The organism is Planctomyces sp. SH-PL14 (assembly GCF_001610835.1).
In the GTDB taxonomy this organism is placed as follows: domain Bacteria; phylum Planctomycetota; class Planctomycetia; order Planctomycetales; family Planctomycetaceae; genus Planctomyces_A.
In genome coordinates this window covers 3,359,438-3,381,320 of the sequence record NZ_CP011270.1, presented here as the reverse complement: position 1 = coordinate 3,381,320, position 21,883 = coordinate 3,359,438, and the positions used below count along the sequence as shown (strand labels likewise).

The window sequence follows — 21,883 nt, the reverse complement described above, 5'->3', positions numbered from 1 at the left end:
GGCGGAGAGTCACTTGGCCCGCGAGGCGGCGATCGCCTGGGAGACGCTTCGCAGGCCCATCGGCTGCTTCCCCTCGAACGGGCCGTCGGAGCCACCCTTCGGCCAGGTCTCGGGATCGGCATAGCGGCCGTCGTCCTGATACTCCTGCTGCAGCCGGACCAGCTCCTTCTTGAGCTCGTCGAACTTCGCCGCGACCGCGGGAGACCTGGCTCCCTCGCCGAACAGCAGGTTCTTCTGTTCGGTCGGATCGGCCGCGAGATCGAACAGCTCGTAGGCGTCCTTCTTCCAGTAGTGGATCAGCTTGTGCGTCGCCGTCCGGACGCCATAGTGCGCCCGGGTGTTGTGGTGGCCGGGGTCGTGGTAGTAGCGGTAATAGACCGTGGTCCGCCAGTCGGCCGGCGCATCCCCCTTGAGGAGGGGGGCGAGGCTGCGTCCCTGCATGAAGTCCGGGACCGGGAGGCCGGCGAGGTCGAGGAACGTCGGTGCGAGGTCGATGTTGGCCGTGAACTGCTCCGGCGTGATCCCGGCGCGGATCCCCGGGCCGCGGATCAGGAGCGGTACCCGCAGTCCCGGCTCGTACATGAACCGCTTGTCATAGAGGCCCAGATCGCCGAGGTACCAGCCGTTGTCTGCCGAATAGAAGACGTAGGTGTTGGCGGCAAGCCCGGTCCGGTCGAGATAGTCGAGGACCTTGCCGATGCTGTCGTCGAGCCCCTGGACGCAGGCGAGGTAGTCCTGCATGTACCGCTGGTACTTCCAGCGGACGAGTTCCTGGCCCTTGAGGGTCTTGCCGTCGACGACGACCTCCATCGGCTTCACGTTGAGCCACATGTTCCGCTGCTGGGGCGTCTGGAGATCGGCGGGGGGCTCGAGCTTGAGGTCCCGCCGGGTGAGGTCGCGGGCCACGGTCTGCTCGTTCTCCGGGAGCGCGGCGGGACGGGTCGCGTAGTCGTCCCAGAGGGTTTCCGGCTCGGGGATGACCTTGTCCTTGAAGATCGCCTTGTTCCGTTCATCGGGCTCCCAGGCGCGGTGGGGGGCCTTCTGGTGGAGCATCAGGAAGAACGGCTTGTCCTTGGGGCGGGTCTCGAGGAACTCAATGCCCAGCTCGCCGGTGATTTCGGTGCAGTGTCCTTCGATGGTGAGCCGGTGGCCGGGGACGAGGAACTGCGGGTTCCAGTAGGCCCCCTGGCCGGGGAGGACGATCCAGCGGTCGAAGCCGGTGGGGTCGGAGCCGAGGTGCCACTTGCCGACGACGCCGGTGTGATAGCCGGCGGCCTGGAGGTGTTTGGCGACGTGGTCGCGGGAGCCGTCGAAGCGGTTGAAGACCGGGACGCCGTTTTTGTGTGAGTATTGCCCGGTGAGGAGGGTGGCGCGGCTGGGGGTGCAGATGGAGTTGGTGACGAAGGAGTTGGTGAAGCGGGCTCCTTCGTTGGCCAGCCGGTCGAGGTGTGGTGTGCTGTTGACCTTGGAGCCGTAGGCCGAGATGGCGTGCTGCGCGTGGTCGTCGGAGAAGAGGAAGAGGAAGTTCGGCCGGGCGGGCGGGTCCGCGGCCTGAGCGGTGAATGGAAGCGACGCGATCAGGGCCAGGAGGACAGTGAGCGGCTTCATAGGATTCTCCGGCGGACCATCGAAGGACGGTCATGTCCTTTTCTTAAGAGGGCCCTGCCCTGACGGTCTTAAGCGAAGCTATCTCTGGTTGAAGTAAAATGCCAGCGCGGCGAATGACTCGACGTCCATCTGTTCGATGGCGCGGAACTGCACGGGGTCCAGGGGCACCCTGGTCAGGGGGTGCAGGGGGGCCTGTGATGTTTTTTGGCCCTTTGCCCGCCGGAGGCCCTCTCGTCGAGAGATGCCTGAAGGAGCCCGTGTCCAAGCGCGGACAACGTGCCGGATGCCCCCTCACCTAAGCCGCGGGGAGCGCGAAGCGAGCGGTCTGGTGTGAAGGGGTCCTCAACGCTGGTACCACAAAGCGGCCGTCCGTTGTGTACCACGGTTCCTCGCAGGAGTGCCTCCGGCGGCAAGGGGGCCTGTGTTGTTTTCTGGCCCCTTGACCCCGGCTGCCGTGGCACGTCGGGTTTGAGCTATGGGAGCCGTGTCGGCAAGGACGCGGTCGGTAGCGGGCATCGCAAAAAAAAGTCCCCCGGATGAAAACATCCGGAGGACTCAAATCTCACTTCGCCGAACCCAGTCGTCCATCACGACTTTAGGCCGTGAACTGACTCCTAGAGAATGTTCTTCAGCCGCTCGAGGAACTCCTTGTTCGACGGGAACTTCGCCAGCGTGCGGCTGAGCTGCTCCATCGCCTCGACCGGGTTCATATTGATCAGGCTCCGACGGAGCATCGTCACCCCGTCATACACCTCGGGCGAGAGGAGCTTCTCCTCACGGCGGGTGCCGGACTTCGTGATGTCGATCGCGGGCCAGATGCGGCGGTCGGCCAGGTCGCGGCTCAGCACCATTTCCATGTTGCCGGTCCCCTTGAACTCCTGGAAGATCGCGTCGTCCATCTTGCTTCCCGTGTCGACAAGACACGTTCCACAGACGGTCAGCGAGCCGCCTTCTTCGAACCGCCGGGCGGTACCGAACATCTTGCGGGGGATTTCCATCGCCCGGACGTCGAGACCACCGGTCTGGATCTTCGCATCGCGGCCGCCGCCGACCCACTTGTTGAAGGCGCGGGCGGTCCGGGTGATGCTGTCCAGCAGGATGAAGCAGTCCTTGCCCGACTCCGCGATCCGCTTGCCGCGTTCGACGATGAGCTGACTGATCCGGACGTGGCTCTCGATGTCGCGGTCCATCGAGGACGCGATGATCTCGCCCCGAACCGTCTTCTTCATCTCGGTCACTTCCTCGGGCCGCTCGTCGATGAGCAGCACGATGAGGTGAATCTCGGGATGGTTCTTCGAGACCGAGTTGGCGATGTCCTGAAGGAGCATCGTCTTACCGCTGCGGGGCGGAGCGACGATCAGCGCCCGCTGCCCCTTGCCGATCGGACAGAGCAGGTCCATGACCCGCATGCTGATCGGCGTCGACCCGCTCTCGAGCTTGATCAGCTCGAACGGATTGATGGCGGTCAAGGTGTCGAAGTGCTTGAGGGCCTCGTAGTCCTCGACCGGCTTGCCGTCGATCGACTCGATCGAAAGCAGACGCGGTCCCTGGCCACGGCTTCCCGGTCCGACTTCACCCTTCAGCAGAATCCCCTCGCGGAGATGATGCCGCTCGACGAACGAGCTGGAGACGAAGGCGTCGGTCTCACGGGCGCCGAAATCGTTCGACGCGTCGCGGAGGAAGCCGTATCCCTTGGGATGGAGTTCGAGGACCCCTTCCAGAGTCCCGGTCTGCACCGCACCCATATCGACTGGAGGCGCGTTCCGCTGGTACTTGGCGGTCGGCATGCCACCGCGGTTGGGAGGACGACGGGCGCCGTATTGCTGCTGCTGCGGACGGTCGTTGTAACGGTTCCCGCCGGGGCCGCCCGGTCCACGGTCCTGCTGGTAGCGTCCACCGCCGCCCCCTTGAGGTCCGCGGTCGTAGCGTCCCTGGTAGCCACCGCCTCCGCCACCCTGCTGGAAGTTGCCGCGATCGCGGAAATTCCGCTGCGGCATTCCGCCTCCGCCCCCTCCGCCGCCCGGACCGCGATCCATCGGACCTTCGGAACGAGGCGCAGGAGCGGCCGGAGCGGCTCCCCCTTCGGGAGCCCCTTCACCAGCGGCGCCCTTCTTTTTGCGACGACGGCGACGGCGCTTCTTCTTGCGGCCGGGATCGCCTTCTTCGCCCCCTTCGCCGGAGCCTTGAGCGGTTTCTCCTTCGTCTTCGAAATCTCCGTCTTCGAATTCGTCCGCCTCATCGTCGTCATCGCGACCGTACGAGGCGTAGGTGTTCTCTTTCACGACCACCGGCGGAGCCGGCTTGGAGGCCGCGGCCCGCATGGGGGACGGAGCGGGAGTCGGCTCGGGGACATCGACCCCGGCGCCGAAGTCATCGTCCGCTTCGACCGGGGCGGCCTTGCCGCGGGGAGCCGGAGCTTCTTCGGCCTCGGCTTCGGCGGCCTTGGTGGAGCGGCGCTTCTTGGGAGCGGCGGCCTTGGCCTTGGCGGGAGCGCGGCGTTTCTTGGGGGCTTCTTCGGCGACCGCTTCTTCTTCGGCCGGCTCTTCATCGCCGAAGTCGGCGTCGGCCGATTCTTCGTAGTCGAAGCCGAGAGCGACATCGTCCTGCTCCGGGATCGACTCCACCGGCTCCGCCTTCTTGCGGGTGGTGCGGCGGGGAGTGGTCGACCGGCTGCTGCCGGACGTAGAACGTGAGCGATTGGTGGGCATGGAAAGTTCCAGAGAGATCACTTCAAACAGTCATCAGCGAGCGGACTGTTCGGGCAATGCCATTCCTTGAGTGATGGACAAAGACATAAGACCGCATCGAAGCGGAGTCCAGATTGGCCGACATGGACAGACGGTCCGGAGCATTGGAAGTCGCCCAACCCTGGGAAGCGGATCGATGCCATCCGCATTCGACCCGCAGGCGACAGCCACATCTCCGGACAGACTCGCAGCACAATGACCGAAATCTCGCAACTCGACGCCACAGGGAGGTCCGGCGATTCTGCAGGAGAACCACTCCTGCCATGGGAACCTGCCGGGGAGAAACCATTGAGGGTTCGCGAAACCGCAAACACACTCGCTCAGGAGACGTTCTGCTCAACTGGAATCGACTGAGAAGGATGTCGAATCGCCGTTCTGACAGAAGTCCCACTCGAACCGCAGCAACCTCATCGCCTGCTGCGAAGCTTGACACTTGTGCAACCAACGGGCCGCACATCAAAAAAACGACTCGGAGCCGGCCAACGCTGACCGGATCCAGGCACGCAAGCCTCCTCGTCTCCTCCTCACGACCGGGCCATAAGCCCCGACCTCGGGGACCGAGGCGTGAGGAGACTCGACGCCTCCCAGGAACTCAAGACTCTTCAAAACACACGGGACTGATCCCGAAAATGATCCAGGAGGGATCCGTGTGGTTTTTGGGTCCGCAAGGACCGTAGAGCTTTGAATCGCGTTGGGAAACTACGAGCGAATTCGTAAGCCGGTTCGCCAAACCCGTGTGCAGGAGACCAGAGTCGTAATCCCGCAGCTTTCCGTGCCACCAGAAAGAAGGTCTTCACGAACCTCGTGCGACTCAAATCGTACTCCCCTCGGGGAAACTGTCAATTCAAATCGCATCTGGAATATCGGTTGCGAGGCGCCCCTCCGTCAAGGGGAAAGTTCGAGCTTCCATCTATCACGATGAACGGTCCCCGAGCATGGTTTCTGCTTGGAAAACGCCCACCCAGGGTTTCTCCGGGCGTGTGTCCAAGGTCAGGAGGCGGAGCTGACTCGCGCCGATCGATGTCGGAAGTTGAGATCAGCAAGGGATGACATTTTCTCAAGGAAGTCGCCTCTTTGCGGCCCGTCTCGTCGACTCTTCTCTCCCTGGGCAATGACGACCGACTGCGGAAATTGCTTCTCTCCTTATGACGGGGCTCTTTCGCTGCGGCGTGGCGGACGTGAGACGTTCCAGCCCCCGCCGGCCAGGACGTCGGTTGCTGGAACTTCTCCGCCACTATATTTTTCCAGCTTCGCGCTCCGCTCCGACCAGGGGTCGGCTCGCGAAGCGGCCGAGATGTTTGAGACGAGACTCCCAGAGTCTCCCGCAAACCGCTCCTCCGCGACCCCGTCAGCCGATGACCCGATCTCGCTCCGCGACCTGAGCGAAGTTCCCACTAGAGACCACGATGGCCCAGTCCAGTGAGACGTTCGATCTCGACAAACTGCAGCAGCTGATCGAGCTGATGGAGAAGCACGACCTTCGCGAAGTCCGCCTTCGCCGGGGCGACCAGCAGTGGCTCCTCCGCCGCGGCACCAAGGAACTCGTGCCCGCCGTGCCGATGCACCCGATGGCCGGCTACCCGTCGATCCCGCTTCCGGCCGCTCCCATGGCTCACGCCGCGCCGGCTCCGGTCGCTGCGGCTCCCGCGGCCGCCGCTCCCGCCGCCCCGGCGGCTGACGTCGGAACGCCGGTCAAGAGCCCGATGGTCGGGTCGTTCTACGCGTCGCCGCAGCCGGGCGAGCCCGCCTTCGTCAAGGTGGGGGACAAGGTCAAGGCGGATACGACCGTCTGCCTCGTCGAGGCGATGAAGTTCTTCAACCCGATCAAGGCGGACGTTGCCGGAACGATCACCAAGATCCTGGCCAAGGACGGGGACGCCGTGGAATTCGGCCAGACCCTGTTCCTGGTGAAGGCGGACTGACCCGCCGCCGTCCGGTCCCGGGCCCGTCCCCTCTCTCCCTCGCGGAGAGAGGACTTGCGCGGCCCGAACGTCCGCTGCGCGACCCCGGCGGCCTTTCACGCAGCCCACCGACACGCAGCACTTCGAGTTTCAGGGAGGAGGCAGGCCGGACATCGCTTCGCGGAGCCGCTGGACGTCGATCGACGCGGCTCCTCCCGCTTCCGGCCTTCCCCTTCAGTCTCCAGCCTTCGGCCTCTCCTTCATGTTCAATCGCATCCTGATCGCCAACCGCGGGGAAATCGCTCTGCGGGTCATGCGGGCCTGCAAGGAACTCGGCATCCAGACCGTCGCCGTCTTCAGCGAGGCGGACCGCGGGGCCCACTACCTGAGCATGGCGGACGAGGCGTTCTGCATCGGCCCCGCGCAGGCGAGCGAGAGCTACCTGCGGGTCGACCGGATCATCAGCGCCGCCGAAGTCGGCAACGTCGACGCGATCCACCCCGGATATGGCTTCCTCTCGGAGAACTACCTCTTCGCCGAGCAGTGCCGGGCGGCCAACATCGAGTTCATCGGCCCGCCGCACGACGCGATGCACGCCCTCGGTGACAAGGTCGCGGCCCGCCGCATCGCCCGGAAGGCGAAGGTCCCGACCGTTCCCGGCAGCGAAGGGCTCGTCGAGAGCGAAGAGGAAGCGGTCCGGGTCGCGAAGGAAATCGGCTACCCGGTCCTGATCAAGGCGACAGCCGGCGGCGGGGGCAAAGGCATCCGCCCCGCCATGGACGAGAAGATGCTCCGCGTCGAGCTGAAGGCCGCGGCCAACGAGGCCGAGAAGGCGTTCAAGAACGGCGGGGTCTACATCGAGAAGTTCGTCCAGAAGCCGCGGCACGTCGAAGTCCAGCTCATCGGCGACCAGCACGGCAATGTGCTGCACCTGTGGGAACGCGACTGCACGATGCAGCGGAAGCACCAGAAGCTGATTGAAGAGAGCCCGGCGCCGAACCTGCCGCAGAAGATTCGCGAGCAGCTCTGCGAAGCGGCCGTCCGGCTGGCGAAGACCGCCGGCTACTACAACGCCGGAACGTGCGAGTTCATCGTCGATCAGGAGAACAACTTCTACTTCATCGAGGTCAACGCCCGGATCCAGGTCGAGCACCCGGTGACGGAGCAGGTGACCGGGATCGACCTGATCAAGTCGCAGATCCTCGTCGCGGCGGGCGAGAAGCTGCCGATGAAGCAGAGGGAGATCGGGCAGTACGGCCACGCGATTGAGGTCCGGATCAACGCCGAGGACCCGGACAACGGCTTCCGCGGCTGTCCGGGAACGATCACGAAGCTCCGCGTCCCCGGCGGCTTTGGCGTGCGGTTCGATTCGCATGTCCACGAAGGCTACAAGATCACGCCGTACTACGACTCGATGATCGGCAAGCTGATCGTTCACAAGCAGGACCGGGCCGAGGCGATCAAGACGACGAAGCGGGCTCTCGACGAGTTCGTCGTGGAAGGGATCAAGACCTCGATCCCGATGGCCCGCCGGATCCTCGACACGACGGTCTTCAACGAAGGGACCGGCGACACGAAGTACGTCGAGCGCGAGCTGCTCAAGTAGCGAAGACGGCTTCGTCCGCAGCCTGCTTTCCTATCTGTGTGCATCTGTGTTTATCTGTGGCTAAGAATTCTGGGCCACAGATAAACACGGATAAACACAGATCAGAGAGAGCATCGAAGCCCGCTTCCCGCCCGAACGGATCGTCCCAGTCGGGGTTCACCACATCGCGTGATGGTTACTTCTCGCGGACGATGAACGTCACCGGGCGGCTCGGCGTCGCCACGAGAGTTTCGGGCTTCGGCATCTTGTTCGGATCCTTGTCGAACGGGACCTGCGCCTGACCGAGGACCGTCAGCGTGTAGCGGCCGGGACGGGTGCCCTGCTGCACCTCGACCTTGAGCGGCGCTGAGGTCGCGTCGGAGGCGATGTCAAAGTTCCCCAGGCGAAACTGACCCGGCCATTCGAGCGGCTGGATCGCGACCTTGCTCCGGAACTCCGGCCAGCGGCGGGTGAGCTTCAGCGTCAGCTCCACCTTGTCCCCCGCTTTGACTTCGATCTCCGCCGGCTCGATCGCCAGGTCGAAGGGACCCGGTTCGCGGATCGCGACCATCTGCGAGCGGTGGACGAGGCTCGTCCCGCTGTTGTTCCACACGCGGCTGTAAGGACGGACGACCCGGCGGATCGTCTTGCCGTCCGTCGTCGACGTCGCCACCAGCCGGATCGGGCCGGTCCAGTCCGGGGCGTTGTCGTCGGCCCACAACACGACGTGTCCGCGGGTGTTGCTGGTGATCGTCGTCGGAGCGACATGGAGCCCCGGCGGAAGGTCCTCGCCGGTGATCGTCACGTCGCTCCGCGCGTTGCCGCGGTGATGGAGGACGACGTCGAGATAGGTCGCGGTCCCCTTGAAGACGGTCGTCCCGGCCGGGTCCTGGTTCGAGCGATGGATCACCGCGGGGTAGAAGTCCGCCTCGGCCCTGGCGATCTCGAGGACGTAGAGATACCGGGCTCCGCCGCGGCGGTAGCGGTCCTGAACGAGGGCCCGGTAGGTCGTCTCCTTGTTGAGGTTCACCTCCTGCGACGGGTCACGAAGGTGGCCGTCGAAGCCGCTGATCCGGTGTCCGAAGTCGTCGAGCTCGTTGAGCCGGTTCCCCTTGGCGTCGGTGAGGACGAGATAGGGATCGGCCCGGCCGGCGATCCGCTCGCAGTAAACGTTGATGTTGTAGGCCCCGTTCTCCGGGACCTGGAACTCGAACCAGTCGGCGTCCTGCGGCCGGTCGAACCGTCCGGCGACGACGAGCGGAAGGGCGACTTTCTGTGCGGCGTCGGCCGCGTCGTTCGGCTCCTGGTCGAGGACGACCGGATGCGGCGTCACGACGACCGGAGGAAAGCTCCACAGGGCGTCGATCCCGTCCATCACGACCTGCTGGCCGGTCAGCGTGCAGGTCGCCGCGGTCGGCGAAGTGGAATGGTGCGAGGGGTGATCGCGGAAGAGGTAATTTCCGTTTTCGAGGACCGCGGGATCGGCGGTCCAGGCGAATGGACGCTGGTCGAGCGGCCCTCCCCCTTCGTTCCAGCTTGAGGGACTGCCCCCGAGAGGGGAAAAGTTCTGGCCGAACGCGGTCAGGTTCGCCGGAGGGCCCGCCTGCACGGCCGCGGGAAAGACGTGGTCGACCCGCGGCCGGTCGGAGACGACGAGCCGGTACGGCTGACCGCCGCGGTAGGAGAGATCGTGCAGCGCGACGAGATACTCGCCGTCCGCCGGGACGACGACGTCGAGAAACGGATCGGGGCCGAACCAGTCGCTGCTCGTCGCGAGGGCGCGGCCATCCGGCGTCGTGAGCGACATCACGGCGTCGAGCTGCGAGCCGAGGCGTCCCGCCTGGCAGTCGACCGTGATCCGCTGCCCCTGCCGCAGGACGAGCCGGTAGAAGTCGTCGGCGTTGCCGTCCGCGGTCCCGTTCACCGCCGTGTTGAGCTCGATCGGCTGGGCCTCTGTGGGAGTGCGATTCTTGCCGTTGTCGGCCACCTCGGCGAGCCCCTTCGTCACCGCCAGGAGCCGCGGGTTGCTGACGCCGAACCGTCCCGAGAGATAGACGTCGTACGTCCCGACCGGAACGTTGTCGCTGATCGTGATCCGGAAGAACCGTTCTTTGCCCATCACCGGTTCGGCGGTGATGCCGGGCTGGTCGAAGACGAGCCGGTCGACCCCTTCGAGGTGGTTCCCCTTAACCTCGACTTCGACGCTCCCGCCGGCCGAGACGCCGAGCGGGCTCATCTGGTCGAACCGGAGCGAAGGGAGATCGGCATGGAGCGACAGGCACGGCAGCAGCACCGCGGTCGCGATCAGAACGGAACGCAGCATGAATCGACAGCTCCGCCTTAAATCAGTCGGCTTCAGATCAACTCGGGGATCGGCGTTCCTTCGGGCAGCACCGCCAGCGGCCGCTGGGCCTGATCGAAGAAGTTATGGCGGTAGTCGACCCCCAGGACGTGATACATCGTCGAGAGGACGCAGCCCGGTGAGTACGGTTTGCTGATCGGGTACTCGGCCTTCGAGTCGGTCTCGCCGATCGCCTGCCCCATCTTGAGTCCGCCGCCGGCCATGACGACCGACATCGCCCCTGGCCAGTGGTCGCGTCCCGCTCCCGGATTGATCCGCGGGGTCCGCCCGAACTCGCCGAAGGCCATCACGAGGACGTCTTTGGTCAGCCCCCGGTCCGACAGGTCGGTGACGAGGGCCGCGAGGGCCCGGTCGTACTTGGGGAGCAGGTTGTCCTTGAGCTGCTTGAAGTTGTCCCCGTGGGTGTCCCAACCGCCGCCGGCCTGAATCGTGATGTAGGTTACCCCCGCTTCGACGAGCCGCCGGGCGAGCAGGCAGCTCTGGCCGAGGTCGTTCCGCCCGTAGCGGTCGCGGAGCGCGGGGGCTTCGGCCTTGATGTCGAACGCCTTCAGGGCCCGGTCGTTCGTCACCATGTCGAGCCCCTGGGCGTAGAACTTGTCGACTTCCTTCATATCGCCCTGGGCGTCGAGGTCGCGGCGGACAGTGTCGAGCTTGCCGATGAGGCTCCGGCGGTTCTCGAGCCGGGAGAGGTCGACGCGGCCGGGGAGCTTGAGGTTCCGGACCTGGAAGCCGTCGTTGTTCGGGTCGTTGTCAGGGGCGAAGGGGTTGAACGACGCCCCCAGGTAGGCGGACTTTCCGAGGTTCAGCATCCGCGGCAGGTTCACGTAGGCGGGGAGCTCGGGGGAGTTAGCCCCCCGCAGCCGAGCCACGATCGAGCCGCAGGAGGGGTAGACGTTGTTGTCGACTTCGATCGTCGGCTGCCAGCCGGTGAGCATCCACTGCGAGCCCATGCCGTGCCCGGCGTTCGTGTGGAACGCGGAGCGGACGATCGCCAGCTTGTCCATCACCTGCGACTGGTAGGGGAGATGCTCGCCGATCACGATTCCGCCGACGTTGGTTGTGATCGGCCGGAACTCGCCGCGGTACTCGGCCGGCGCGGCGGGCTTCAGGTCGTACATGTCGATGTGGCTCGGCCCCCCGGCCTGCCAGATCTGGATGACCGCCTTCTTCGGCCGGTCGCCGGTGCCATCGGCCGCTGCGCTTCGGGCCCAACTGGCCATCGACAGCCCGCCGAGGGCCAGCGAACCGACGCGGAGCATGCTCCGCCGGCTCACGCCATCGCAGGTCCGGGAAGACGTCGCACTCAGGGGGATGTCGATCATGGCGGCGAGGCGTTGGAGGGCGAGGAGGGAAAAGACGGGCGAGGGTCTACGCTCTTCTCGAACACGAATGGCGATGCTGGGGAACCATCGAACTCACGTCTCAAAACATTGCGATTAGTGATTGAAGCTGAACTCACGCGAATTCAGCAGCGTCCACAACAGGTCTTCGGCGGCCTTCCGTTTGTCGGTGGCCGGCTGGAGGAAACCGAGGGCGGTCGTCCGCTCATCCGGGGTCGGGCGGCGGCTGAAGGCGGCCAGGTACAGGTCTTCAACCATCGTTTCCGGGGGGACATTCGCCTGCTGGGCCTTGGCGATCCGGCCGTTGCCATCGGCGAGCTTGTTCTCGATCTCGTCCGAGTTCCCCAGCAGGAGAACCTGGGCGAGTGTCGCCCCCGGCGATCGCTCGCACTCGCAGACGGTGACGCGGCCGGGGCGGTCGAAGGTGTCCATGAAGTAGGAGCCGAACCCCTCGTGCGGCAGGTCGATCGCCCTTGCGGTGGCGCTCATGTTGCCGAAGTTCGTCCGCGTGCCGCAGGTCTGGTCGACCGCATCGAGGAGGACTTCCGCGATCATCCGCCGGGCGTAGAACCGGGCAAAGTTCTGGCGGTCCCGTTCGTTCTCCGGCCGCGGGTCGGCGCTGAGCTGATAGAGCCGGCTCCCGGCGATCAGGCGGGCGATGTGCTTGCGGTCGAACCCGGTCCGGGTGAACTCCCCCGCCAGCCAGTCGAGAATCTCGGGGTTCGAGGGGGGATTGGTCTCCCGCATGTCGTCGACCTCGTTGACGAGGCCGATCGAGAAGAAGTGTCCCCAGATCCGGTTCACATAGGCCTTGGCAAAGAACGGGTTCTCGGGCTTCGCCATCCAGTCGACGAGGGCGTGCCGCGGGTCCTGCTCGGGCGGGAGGTCGACGACATCGCCGTCGAGGAACTTCGGTTCGAGTTCCTTCCCGGTGACCGGATTCCGCTCGCCGGTCGTCCGCTGGCTGGAGCTGAAGTACGGCGGCGGCTGGCCGAAGCTCTTCCGTCCGAGCCGGGCGTAGAAGCCCGCCAGCCCGAAGTAGTCCCCCTGGCCCCACCGCTCGTACGGATGGTGGTGGCAGCGGGCGCACTGCAGCCGGATTCCCAGGAAGAGCTGAGCGGTGTCGGCCGTCACGGTGTGGAGCTGGTCGTCCCGCGACTGCCAGTACCAGTTGATCGCGGGGGCGTCCTGCCATTCTCCCGAAGCGGCCACGATCCCCCGGACGAATTCATCGTAGGGGCGGTTCTGGGCGATGCTGTCCTTGATCCAGTTGTGGAAGGCGTAGGCCGCCTGGTCGGCGCCGGCGAGCCGCGAGTTGCGGAGGATCGCGCTCCACTTGAGGGCGAAGTAGGCGGCGTAGTCCGGCGCGTCGAGGAGCCGCGCGACGAGCCGTTCCCGCTTGTCCGCCGCGGCGTCGTCGAGGAACGCCCGCGACTCGTCGACGGTCGGCAGCCGTCCGGCGAGGTCGATCGTGGCCCGGCGGAGGAACGTTGCGTCGTCGCAGACGGGAGATGGCCGCAGACCAAGCTTCTTCCACTTCGCGAGAGCCAGGCGGTCGATCTCGTTGAGAGGCTGGAACTCGGGGATCTCGTTCAGCGGGGCACCGTGAGGCCGGATGGCGCGGAAGACCGCGACCTGCCCCATGTAGCGGGCCATGATGGTCGCTTCGCCGGTCCCGTCGGAGGTCGTGACATGCCCTTCCTTCGAGACCGAGGCCACGATGTCGAGGTTGCTGGCGTAGTCGGTCTGGCGGGTCACGTCCCGCTCGACGCCGTCGCTGTAGCGGGCCGTGACCCGGAGCTGCTGCGTGCCGCCGGGAGCGAAGATCCGCTCGGCCGGTTCGATCACGACGCGGACGACACGCGGAACGTCCGGGGCGGACTGCGGAGCTCCGGACCGGATCCAGGCCAGCAGAACCTGGTGCGGCTCGCTCCCGGGCTCGATCCGCCGCCCTCCGCCGTGGGGGACCTGGGCCGTCGCCTTGGAGAGGAGCAGGCTTCGCTCGGGGGCGGTGGCGGAGATCCGTCGTCCGCGGGCCTCGGAGGCGAGGGCCCGGTAGTCAAATTCCGGGTCGAACCCGAAGAGCGAGAGCCGGAACCCGTTCTGGCCGCTCGCCTTGCCGTGGCAGCCGCCGGAGTTGCAGCTGTAGCGGGTCAGCAGCGGTTCGATCTCGGTGGCGAAGTCGATCCGCCGATCGGCGTTGAGAGCCGTGACTTTGACCGGAACTGTCGCCGAGACTCCGTCGCTCGACGCCGTGATGGTCGTTTCACCGACGCGTCGCGGCAGCACGTAGCCGGCCGCATCGACTTCCGCGATCGCCGGATCGGCGCTGCGGTACTCCGCGCGGCGCGTGACGTCCTGGTTCCCCTGCTCGATGAGCAGTTGCCGGCGGGCGTAGGCGTCCTGGAACGTGATTGAGTCAGGAGAGACCCGCAGCGGGTCGGCGGACAGGCCGGGCGCCGCCAAAAGGAGAAGCCAGGCCCCGGTTGCCAGCGCAACGAGACCCTGTGACCGCAGCCGGACCGATGTGATGCCGCCCATGAAACTCCGCCGAGCGCTCGATGGAGAAACCCAATCGGATCACTGTATCAATCGACGTTGATGCGATGCAATCTCTCGTCATTCGCTCGGGGCCGAGCTTCGCGGTGCTCCTCGGCCGTCCTCCGGGTGGCCCGGACGGAACAGTCGGAGTCGTTCGCCGGCCCGGGCGGATCGGACGTCAGCGGGCGGGTGTCAGCTTGAAGGTCTTGAGGCTGTTCAGAAACTGCTCCTTCACCATTGGGAATTGCGATTCCATTGCCGTGCAGCTGACGAGCAGCACGTGGTCGTCGCGGATGACGGCGAGCGCCAGCCAGTGCAAGGGGGTCTCCTGGAGTTTGCCCTCGTAGTCCAGGAGCAGGGCGTCGGCCGAAGAGACCTGGAGTTCTTCCGTCGAATGGATGGTGAAGCCGACCTGTTTCATCTGGCCTTCGGAGAGGGCCCGGTACTGGTCGCGGGTGAACTTCCCCTTCTGGGCCTGGATGTTGAGGTTGGAGGAGAATCCGTCGACTGCGGCCGCGTGGTAGGACATGAGCAGTTCGGTCTGCTGGCCGCGTCCTTCGAACTTGGGAAGGGCGAGTGAGAAGCCGTAGTCGTTGTCGGTGTAGGTCGCGCCGGCTGGCTTGTCCGGCTCGGCCCCCCAGGCGATGGAGAGGATCAGGAGTCCGAGTCCCCAGCCGAGTCCTGTCCGCCACGTTGTGCCCGCCATTGCCTGTTCCTCCCGAAGAATTGGAGCTCGTCTCTTTGGGCGAGTCTTCCGGGGAGGCCGTGGTGATGCAAGTCGGGCGGCCGTTCTGCTGGCTCGATGCGTGTCCTTGCCGGCACGACGTTGCGACGTCAAACCCAACGTGCGACGGCAGCCGGGGTCAAGGGGGTCACCCCTTGCCGCCGGAGGCGCTTCCATGAGGAACCGTGGAAAGCAACGGACATCCCCTTTGTGGGACCGGCGTTTCGACCTGACTGCTCGCTAAGAAGTCCCCGCGGGTTGGTGAGGGAGCATCCGACACGTCCCCCGCGCTTGGACACGATCTCCTTCAGGCATCTCTCGACGAGAGGGCCTCCGGCGGGCAAGAGGGGCGTTGCCCCCCTTGCATCCCCCCACCAGGGTGCCCCTGGACCCGGTTTGGTCGACGAGGTTTAGCGGCGCGACTGCTGAACTGCGCGGCCACCCGTATTCAAGATGTCCGAACCACCGCGATTGAAGAAGTTCGACAACTCCACAATCGCCGGCCCCAGCAACAGCAAGAACACCGCCGGCATCAGGCACAACACCGTCGGAAACAACAGCTTGAACGACGCCGAGTTCGACTTCTCGTCCGCCCGCTGCTTCACCGTCTCACGCATGTTGTCGCTGTACTCCGTCAGCGCGCTCGACATGCTCGTCCCCATCTTCTCCGTCTGCATCAACAGCGACGTGAACGAGTGGACTTCCGGAAGGTCGCAACGGTGACTGAACCCGGCCAGCGCCTGGTTCAGCGTCCCGACCCGCGCCTGCTCGGTGACGATCTTCAGCTCCTTCGACAGCGCGGGATAAACCGGCGCCAGGTCGCGGCCGACGCGGCCAAGCGACGTCGGAACCGTCATCCCCTGGCTCACGCACATGTTGAGGATGTCCAGCATGTCCGGAATCCCCTGGGCGATCTCGGACAGGCGGGACGTCGCCTTGCTCTGCAGCATCAGCGTCGGCAGCGACCAGCCCAGGAGCGGGCCGACCACGAGCCCCGCCATCATCAGCCCTTCGAGCCGCTCCGGCACCACCAGGAGCATCACGCCGAAGAACAGGATCGGCAGGATGATCCCCAGATAGCGGGCCGCGGCAAAGTTGTGCCAGGCGTGCCGGTTGTATTCTCCCGCGTTGCGGAGCAACCGGGTGGCGTTCCGGCGGCGTTCATCCGACTCCGGCAGCATGGCCGCCAGGACCGGCGTCATCGAGCCGTAGCGATAGTCGCTCACGTCCGCGTCCGGGAACTCGGCAAAGTCGAGCGGCAGCGAGGCGTTGTCCGGGTTGTACGGCGGAGGTTCCGGGAACCCCTTCGCCACCCGCGCCGGCGCGGCGGCCCCCTTCGGAGCGGCAGGTTTGGGAGCGGAGAACGGGACGGTGAACGGAGAGGCGGGGGCGGCGGGCCCCTCCTCGCTCTTGGCCGCCACCGGCTGCCGGGCCTCCGGCGTGATCGTGCCGGCGATCGGCGCCGCGGCCTTGCTGCGGGCCGCCTTGCCGGGCCGGGCCGGGCGCGAACGGATCCACTTCACGAACAGACGCCCGACGAGCACCACCACGGCGAGCGCCGCCAGGGCGAGGAGGACCATCCGGCTGGCAGGACTGAGATTGAGCATGGTAGTCGGTGGTGCGTGAGACGGAAGGCGTAAGGCTGAAGGCGGAAGGTAGAGAGCTTGGGGACGTAAACTCGCTTGAGGTCCCTGGACCCTAGTCCCTGGACCGTCGTCCCCTTCCTACGTCTGGCTGCTCTTGCCGAGGATGCGGAGGATCCAGATGACGCCGACGATTTCGAGGATCACGGCGGAGATGATCGTCCACCGGCCCCACTCGGAGTCCATGAGGTTCTTGAGGTAGTCCGGGTCGCGGAAGGTGAAGAACGCCAGGATCGCCGGGGGGAGGGCGAGCATCAGGAACGCGACGTACCGGCTGGCGGCGGTCGCGGCCCGGAGCCGTCCCATGAACTGGATACGGTCGCGGACCGTGATGGCCAGCCGTTCCAGAACGCGGACAAGGTCTCCCCCGGTCTGCTGGTGCACGCCGAGGGCGGTTGTGAGAACGCTCGTGCTGACGACCCCGGTCCGGTACGGAAGCTCCGAAAGGGCTTCACTCATCGGCAGACCGAGCTCCAGGCGGCGGGCGCAGACCTGGAGTTCGGAACCGAGCGGGGCATGGGTGTCGGCCGCCACGAGCTGGAAACACTGTTCGATACTGCGGCCGGTCTTGGCCGCGCGGGCCAGCTCGTCGATCATCGGCGGAAGCTGGTTCATGATCGTCGTCTGCCGCCGCTGGCGGAGGAACATCACGAGCAGGATCGGCAGCAGGAAGCCGATGCACGCCCCGATGGCGGTCGTCAGCGGGTTCTCCTGCCAGACGAAGGCAGCCCCCCCCAGGACGAGTCCCCCCAGGAACGACAGGAACATCATCACGGTCGGCGAGATCCCCAGTCCGGACTGGACCAGCAGCGTGTCGAACCAGCCGTTGATGCGGTTGCCGACCGAGGCGTCGCTCTCGACGTAGTTGGTCTCATCATTGCGGAGGATCCCCGCAAATTCCGGACGAACTTCGATGGTGGGTGCGGCCATGATGAGAGAAGGTCAAAGGACTAGGGTCGGGGGACTGGAGACAACGGATCAGGCGTGACGTGTCGTCAGGCCTTTCGAGTCACAGTCCCACGGGGCGGTATTCGCCGCCGGTCCGCAGTTCGCGGGCCTGGAACAGACGGGCGGGAAGTTCGTAGCCGCGGGTGCTCATCCGCCGCAGGCACTGCGGCTCGTACCCCGTGGCGTAGAACGAGCCGATGGTCCGGCCGTGCACGTCCGTCCCCGCCATGCGGTAGACGAAGATGTCTTCCAGGTCGAACTCGCCATCGGTCACGCCGGCGAGTTCGGAGATCCGCATGATCTTCCGCTCCCCGGTCGGGAGGCGCTGGACGTGGACGAAGATCTGCAGGGCGGTCGCGATGTACTGGCGGGTGACGCGGGTCGGCAGCTCCGCCCCCGAGAGGGCGATCATCAGCTCGAGGCGGGAGAGCGCGTCGCGGGTGTCGTTGGCGTGGACGGTGCTCATCGAGCCGTCGTGGCCGGTGTTCATCGCCTGGAGCATGTCGAGGACTTCGCCGCCGCGGGCTTCCCCGACGATGATCCGGTCCGGACGCATACGCAGTGAGTTGCGGAGCAGGTCGCGGGGGGTCACGAGCCCCTTCCCTTCGACGTTCGGCACGCGGGTCTCGAGGCCCACGACGTCCGCCTGCTGGAGCTGGAGTTCGGCCGTTTCTTCGATCGTGACGACCCGCTCGGAAGCCGGGATGAAGCGGCTCAGGTTGTTGAGCATCGTGGTCTTGCCGGCGCCGGTACCGCCCGACAGCAGGATGTTCATCCGGCCGCGGACCGCCTGGACCAGGAAGTCCGACATCTCGGGAGCCAGCGTCCCGGTCCGGACCATGTCCTCGAGCTGGACGATCTTGTTCTTGAACCGCCGGATCGAGAGGGTCGGTCCGCGGAGGGCGAGCGGCGGGATGACCGCGTGGAGACGCGAGCCGTCCGCCAGCTTGGCGTCGACCATCGGGGTCGTTTCGTCGATACGCCGCCCGGCGCGGCCGACGAGCCGCTGGATGAACTGCAGCAGGTGCTCGTCATCGGCGAACTTGATGTCGGTCTTTTCGAGGAGACCGTTCCGTTCCACGAAGACCGTGTCGGCGCCGTTGACCAGGACGTCGCTCACCTCGGGGTCGTCCATCACCTCCTGGATCGGGCCGAACCCGTAGATCTCGTCCATCAGCTCCTGGACCATCAGGTCCTTGTCCCGCCCGGCGAGGTTCACCTCCGGCCGCGTGACGAGGTGGTTGGCCAGCGAGCGGAGCTGCTTGCGGAACTCCTCCTGGCCGATCTCCCCCGCCTTGGACATGTCGATCACGTCCACGATCTGGCGGTGCAGCTTCGTCTTGAGCTGCTGGAAGCTGCGGCGGTTCTCGGTTCCGGTGACCATGAGGGAAAACCTTGCGGTGGAAGGCGGGCGCAATGCGATCGTGTTCCCGCGCTCACTGCGTGAGGAACAGCTTGTAGATGTACGGGTTCGTGTCGTAGGAGACGCCGGGATCGGGGCTCCAGGCGGGGTCGGGCTCGGACAGGATCGCCGTGCGGGTCGTGACGACGGCGGGCTGGACGAGAATCTCGACCGACTTCTTGGTGGCCGGGCGGACGTTCAGGATCCGGACCGCGACGAGGCGGGTCGCCTCGATCTTGCACTCGCCGGTGCTCCCGACCGACCGCGGGTTCGCATACAGGAGGCAGATCCGGGCCTGGCCGACGAGTCCTTCGAGCGAGGTCGTCTCGGCATCGGTGAGGATCGCGTTCGAGTCGAGCGACTGCGGCCCTTCGTCGGTCCGGAGTTCATCGCCGAAATCCGCGAGGTCCTCGTGGCTCCAGCCTTCGTCGAACTGGCGGGCGACCGCGTCCGGCTGGAGTCCCGTGCCGATGTCCGCCAAATGGCAGTTGGCCTTCTGGACGTCTTCTTCCTTGGCCTGCTGCGGCGCGCCGTAGATCAGCATCTCGGGGATGCCGTCTCCTCCGGGAGTCACTTCGCCGGTCGCGGCGTCGAATCCGAAGTCGTCCGAGCCGGCGCGGCCGTCGATCTGGAGCGTCCAGGTGTCGAGCCGCTTGGGATCGAGGTGCTTGTCGAGGAGGGCGAGGGGGATCGCCGGAGTGTTGGCTCCCTGGTAGGGACGGATGCCGGCGATCCGGTTGTCGATCGTCGCCTCGGCCGACACGATCAGGTTGCCGGCCGATTGTCCGGTAAGCTGGCGGAAGAAGAGCGCGACCGGATTCCCCCGGCCGTGGGTCCGCTCCGCGAAGACCACGACGGAGGTCGGGCGGGACTCCGTTTCCAGGAAGAGCGGCTTGCCGGTCTTTCCGTCCCGGATGAGCCGGCCGAAGCGGATGTCTCCCTCCTCGGCCGGGTTGAGCGTGACCGGGGATCCGGCGGCCTGGTTGCCGGCGGCGACTTCGACCGCCTTCTGGCGGGCCGCTTCGAGGACCGGCTGGAGGTCGGCGTCGGGCTTCAGGAGCGCGTCGTCGGCCACCCGTCCGGCGGCCGCGAGGGCGGCCGCCTCGGCCGCGGCGGTCAGTTCGACGCGGGCCGCGTCGAGCCACAGCCGGTCGACCACGAGCGCGATCGCCAGGCCGACCACGAGCATCGCGAAGGCGAGCGCGGGGATCATGCTCCCGCGACGGTTCGTCCGCGAGGCGGCTGGGCGAGTTGTTCGGCGTCGGAGCACGGCGGCTTCGCGATCAGGGGGACGAGGAAGCGGGAAGACAGGTGGATCAGCGAATCCCTGCCGAAGAGTCCGAAGGGGCCATCCTTCGGGGTGTGTCGTTCAATCGGGAGCCATCGAGGCGGGGCCGTCGAGGCCGAAAGCCGAAGAGTCCCATCGACTCTTCGGCTCCCGGAGGTCTCGTGTCTCAGCCAATCTCAGTTTCCGCCTTCAGGACGGGCGGCGGCGGCTCCGTTTCCGGCTCCGCCGAATCCGGCGTTGCCGCCGAATCCGTTGTTGCCACCCATGCCGCCATTGCCGCCGAATCCGCCATTGCCGGCTCCCCCCTGGGCGCCCGCCGGGACCGACAGGTAGTTTCCGCTGCCGGAGCCGAAGACCTGGTTCTCATCCGGAACCGGGGCGACGTTGCCGCCGCCGAAGTCGCCGAAGCCCCCGCCGAATCCGCGGTTGCGGTTGTAGTCGAACCGCTCGATGCCGTACCGGTCGGCCCGGAGACCGTCCTTGAACGTGTGCAGCCGGCGGCCGTTGCCCGAGTAGAGCTCGGTCACGATCGGAGCGATGGGCTTGTCCGGAGGCGAAACGTTCAGGATCTCGGCCAGGGTCGCCTTTTCCGAGTCCTTGAGGACGATCCGGCCGCTGTTCTCGGTCTCGGTCGTGTAGGTCATGTTGAGCTGCCCCTTGTCCTTGCAGAGCAGCAGGATCTTGGCCTGCTCCGGAGAAACCTCGACGACCATCGAGCCGGTGGCCCGGCCGCGGGCCGGGGCGCCGGCCAGGTTGCGGTTCATCGCCAGGACCTTGATCCCCTTCATGAGGGTCATGGTGTAGCCGCCGGTCTCATTCATATCCGGAGCGCTGGCGGGGGTGAACTGGATGTTGACCCGGTCCCCCGTCTTGACGATCCCGTCGACGGTCATGGAGGCGGTCCCGGTGGGGAACGTCATCGCTTCCATCCCGGCGCCGAGGACCAGCGGCGGGAACTCGTTCGGGAGGTAGAGGTCGGTCGTCTTGATCGGCGTGGCGTGCGTGATCGGGTTCTTCACGACGCGGCCGATGAGGGGGTCGTTGGTCAGCGCGTTCTCGGGAACGAGCTTGGAAGACAGGATTCGCCCCTTGGCGAGGTGCTCCGAGGTGATGACCGTGCCGGCCGGCAGGTCCTGGATCGCCATCGGAACCGTCTGGAGCGCCGGCGGCGGGGCTTCCGGCTTCGCCAGGAGGCGCTTGCCGACATACAGAACCACCAGGCCGCCCACGACGAGCAGCATGATCATTGTCAGGAACGCGGGCGTCACACGTCTCACGGGAAGGTCTCCAGTCGAAAGGCGTCCGTTGTGCGGTAGGCAGGTGTCAGTTATTGGGATGCAAGGCGTCGGGTGTCAGAGGGCCCGTGACCGGGCTCTCGGTTCCCTATTCCTTGCTCATCTGGGTCTGGCAGAACAGGTACTGGTCTTTGAGGCTGAAGCCGACGACCCAGAGCAGGTCCGGGACGGCGGCGTTCATCGGAACCGAGACCGCGACCGAAACCGGATCGCCGGAGTTCTTTCCGAGGACGGCCTCGACCTGGGCGTTCTCGTGCAGTCGGCCGCCCAGGAGATTCAGCACGGCGACTTCGACATCCGCCTGTGTCGCTCCCTGCAGCGTCGCCTGCTTGGCTCCCGCCCGGCAGGCGTCGACGACGGCCCCGCGGGCGAAGAACAGCATCGAGAATTCGAACATCCCCAGCAGCAGGATGCCGAGGATCGGAAGCGTCAGCACGAGCTCCATGCTCAGGAGCCCGCGGCGGCGCGTCGGAGGATGTGCGGTGTTTCGGATCATGGG

Annotated in this window: 14 protein-coding genes; 2 read left to right on the top strand and 12 right to left on the bottom strand. The window is 66.1% G+C overall.

The annotated features are described in order from the left end of the window. Nucleotides 1–9 precede the first annotated feature (9 nt). Entirely contained in the window at nucleotides 10–1,608 is a 1,599-nt protein-coding gene (locus VT03_RS13115) for a sulfatase (protein ID WP_075093386.1), read from the bottom strand. A 614-nt stretch (nucleotides 1,609–2,222) separates the two neighbouring features. After that, the gene (gene rho / locus VT03_RS13110; RefSeq protein ID WP_082846174.1) at nucleotides 2,223–4,316 is read right to left on the bottom strand and encodes a transcription termination factor Rho; all 2,094 of its coding nucleotides are present in this window, start codon (nucleotides 4,314–4,316) and stop codon (nucleotides 2,223–2,225) included. 1,445 nt (nucleotides 4,317–5,761) lie between these two features. Between rho and accB the strand changes: the two genes are divergently transcribed. Beyond that, nucleotides 5,762–6,277, top strand: coding sequence for an acetyl-CoA carboxylase biotin carboxyl carrier protein (gene accB / locus VT03_RS13105; RefSeq protein ID WP_075093385.1), 516 nt, complete (start codon nucleotides 5,762–5,764; stop codon nucleotides 6,275–6,277). A gap of 241 nt (nucleotides 6,278–6,518) precedes the next feature. Continuing rightward, nucleotides 6,519–7,862: an acetyl-CoA carboxylase biotin carboxylase subunit gene (gene accC, locus VT03_RS13100; RefSeq protein ID WP_075093384.1), complete on the top strand. Its 1,344-nt coding sequence runs from the start codon at nucleotides 6,519–6,521 to the stop codon at nucleotides 7,860–7,862. Nucleotides 7,863–8,037: 175 nt separating this feature from the next. Here accC and VT03_RS13095 read toward each other — a convergent pair whose 3' ends face one another. The 10 genes from VT03_RS13095 to VT03_RS13050 all read right to left on the bottom strand — a co-directional run bounded on the left by VT03_RS13095 (nucleotide 8,038) and on the right by VT03_RS13050 (nucleotide 21,880). Then, nucleotides 8,038–10,164 carry a hypothetical protein gene (locus VT03_RS13095; RefSeq protein WP_075093383.1) on the bottom strand — a complete coding sequence of 709 codons (2,127 nt, stop codon included), beginning with the start codon at nucleotides 10,162–10,164 and terminating at the stop codon, nucleotides 8,038–8,040. Nucleotides 10,165–10,196: 32 nt separating this feature from the next. After that, nucleotides 10,197–11,525, bottom strand: a complete 1,329-nt coding sequence (locus VT03_RS13090; protein ID WP_075093382.1) for a DUF1501 domain-containing protein — start codon at nucleotides 11,523–11,525, stop codon at nucleotides 10,197–10,199. Between the two features lie 114 nt (nucleotides 11,526–11,639). Continuing rightward, nucleotides 11,640–14,084: a DUF1549 domain-containing protein gene (locus tag VT03_RS13085; RefSeq protein WP_082846173.1), complete on the bottom strand. Its 2,445-nt coding sequence runs from the start codon at nucleotides 14,082–14,084 to the stop codon at nucleotides 11,640–11,642. Nucleotides 14,085–14,262: 178 nt separating this feature from the next. Beyond that, nucleotides 14,263–14,790: a hypothetical protein gene (locus VT03_RS13080; protein WP_075093381.1), complete on the bottom strand. Its 528-nt coding sequence runs from the start codon at nucleotides 14,788–14,790 to the stop codon at nucleotides 14,263–14,265. Nucleotides 14,791–15,218: 428 nt separating this feature from the next. After that, the gene (locus tag VT03_RS13075; RefSeq protein WP_075093380.1) at nucleotides 15,219–16,415 is read right to left on the bottom strand and encodes a type II secretion system F family protein; all 1,197 of its coding nucleotides are present in this window, start codon (nucleotides 16,413–16,415) and stop codon (nucleotides 15,219–15,221) included. Nucleotides 16,416–16,532: 117 nt separating this feature from the next. Beyond that, entirely contained in the window at nucleotides 16,533–17,381 is an 849-nt protein-coding gene (locus tag VT03_RS13070) for a type II secretion system F family protein (RefSeq protein WP_075093379.1), read from the bottom strand. 79 nt (nucleotides 17,382–17,460) lie between these two features. Then, entirely contained in the window at nucleotides 17,461–18,783 is a 1,323-nt protein-coding gene (locus VT03_RS13065) for a CpaF family protein (protein WP_075093378.1), read from the bottom strand. Nucleotides 18,784–18,835: 52 nt separating this feature from the next. Next, nucleotides 18,836–20,014, bottom strand: coding sequence for a hypothetical protein (locus tag VT03_RS13060; protein WP_075093377.1), 1,179 nt, complete (start codon nucleotides 20,012–20,014; stop codon nucleotides 18,836–18,838). A gap of 251 nt (nucleotides 20,015–20,265) precedes the next feature. Further along, entirely contained in the window at nucleotides 20,266–21,366 is a 1,101-nt protein-coding gene (gene cpaB, locus VT03_RS13055; RefSeq protein ID WP_156514464.1) for a Flp pilus assembly protein CpaB, read from the bottom strand. 106 nt (nucleotides 21,367–21,472) lie between these two features. Next, a complete protein-coding gene (locus VT03_RS13050; RefSeq protein WP_075093375.1) occupies nucleotides 21,473–21,880 on the bottom strand; it encodes a TadE/TadG family type IV pilus assembly protein in 408 nt (135 codons plus the stop codon). Nucleotides 21,881–21,883 lie beyond the last annotated feature (3 nt).

Excerpts from the sequence above, each read along its gene's own strand:
- VT03_RS13095 (WP_075093383.1), bottom strand. The coding sequence starts at position 10,164 with ATGCTGCGTTCCGTTCTGATCGCGACCGCGGTGCTGCTGCCGTGCCTG.
- VT03_RS13050 (WP_075093375.1), bottom strand. The coding sequence starts at position 21,880 with ATGATCCGAAACACCGCACATCCTCCGACGCGCCGCCGCGGGCTCCTG.
- VT03_RS13090 (WP_075093382.1), bottom strand. The coding sequence starts at position 11,525 with ATGATCGACATCCCCCTGAGTGCGACGTCTTCCCGGACCTGCGATGGC.
- rho (WP_082846174.1), bottom strand. The coding sequence starts at position 4,316 with ATGCCCACCAATCGCTCACGTTCTACGTCCGGCAGCAGCCGGTCGACC.
- accB (WP_075093385.1), top strand. The coding sequence starts at position 5,762 with ATGGCCCAGTCCAGTGAGACGTTCGATCTCGACAAACTGCAGCAGCTG.
- VT03_RS13065 (WP_075093378.1), bottom strand. The coding sequence starts at position 18,783 with ATGGTCACCGGAACCGAGAACCGCCGCAGCTTCCAGCAGCTCAAGACG.
- VT03_RS13070 (WP_075093379.1), bottom strand. The coding sequence starts at position 17,381 with ATGGCCGCACCCACCATCGAAGTTCGTCCGGAATTTGCGGGGATCCTC.
- VT03_RS13115 (WP_075093386.1), bottom strand. The coding sequence starts at position 1,608 with ATGAAGCCGCTCACTGTCCTCCTGGCCCTGATCGCGTCGCTTCCATTC.
- VT03_RS13075 (WP_075093380.1), bottom strand. The coding sequence starts at position 16,415 with ATGCTCAATCTCAGTCCTGCCAGCCGGATGGTCCTCCTCGCCCTGGCG.
- VT03_RS13085 (WP_082846173.1), bottom strand. The coding sequence starts at position 14,084 with ATGGGCGGCATCACATCGGTCCGGCTGCGGTCACAGGGTCTCGTTGCG.
- accC (WP_075093384.1), top strand. The coding sequence starts at position 6,519 with ATGTTCAATCGCATCCTGATCGCCAACCGCGGGGAAATCGCTCTGCGG.
- VT03_RS13080 (WP_075093381.1), bottom strand. The coding sequence starts at position 14,790 with ATGGCGGGCACAACGTGGCGGACAGGACTCGGCTGGGGACTCGGACTC.
- VT03_RS13060 (WP_075093377.1), bottom strand. The coding sequence starts at position 20,014 with ATGATCCCCGCGCTCGCCTTCGCGATGCTCGTGGTCGGCCTGGCGATC.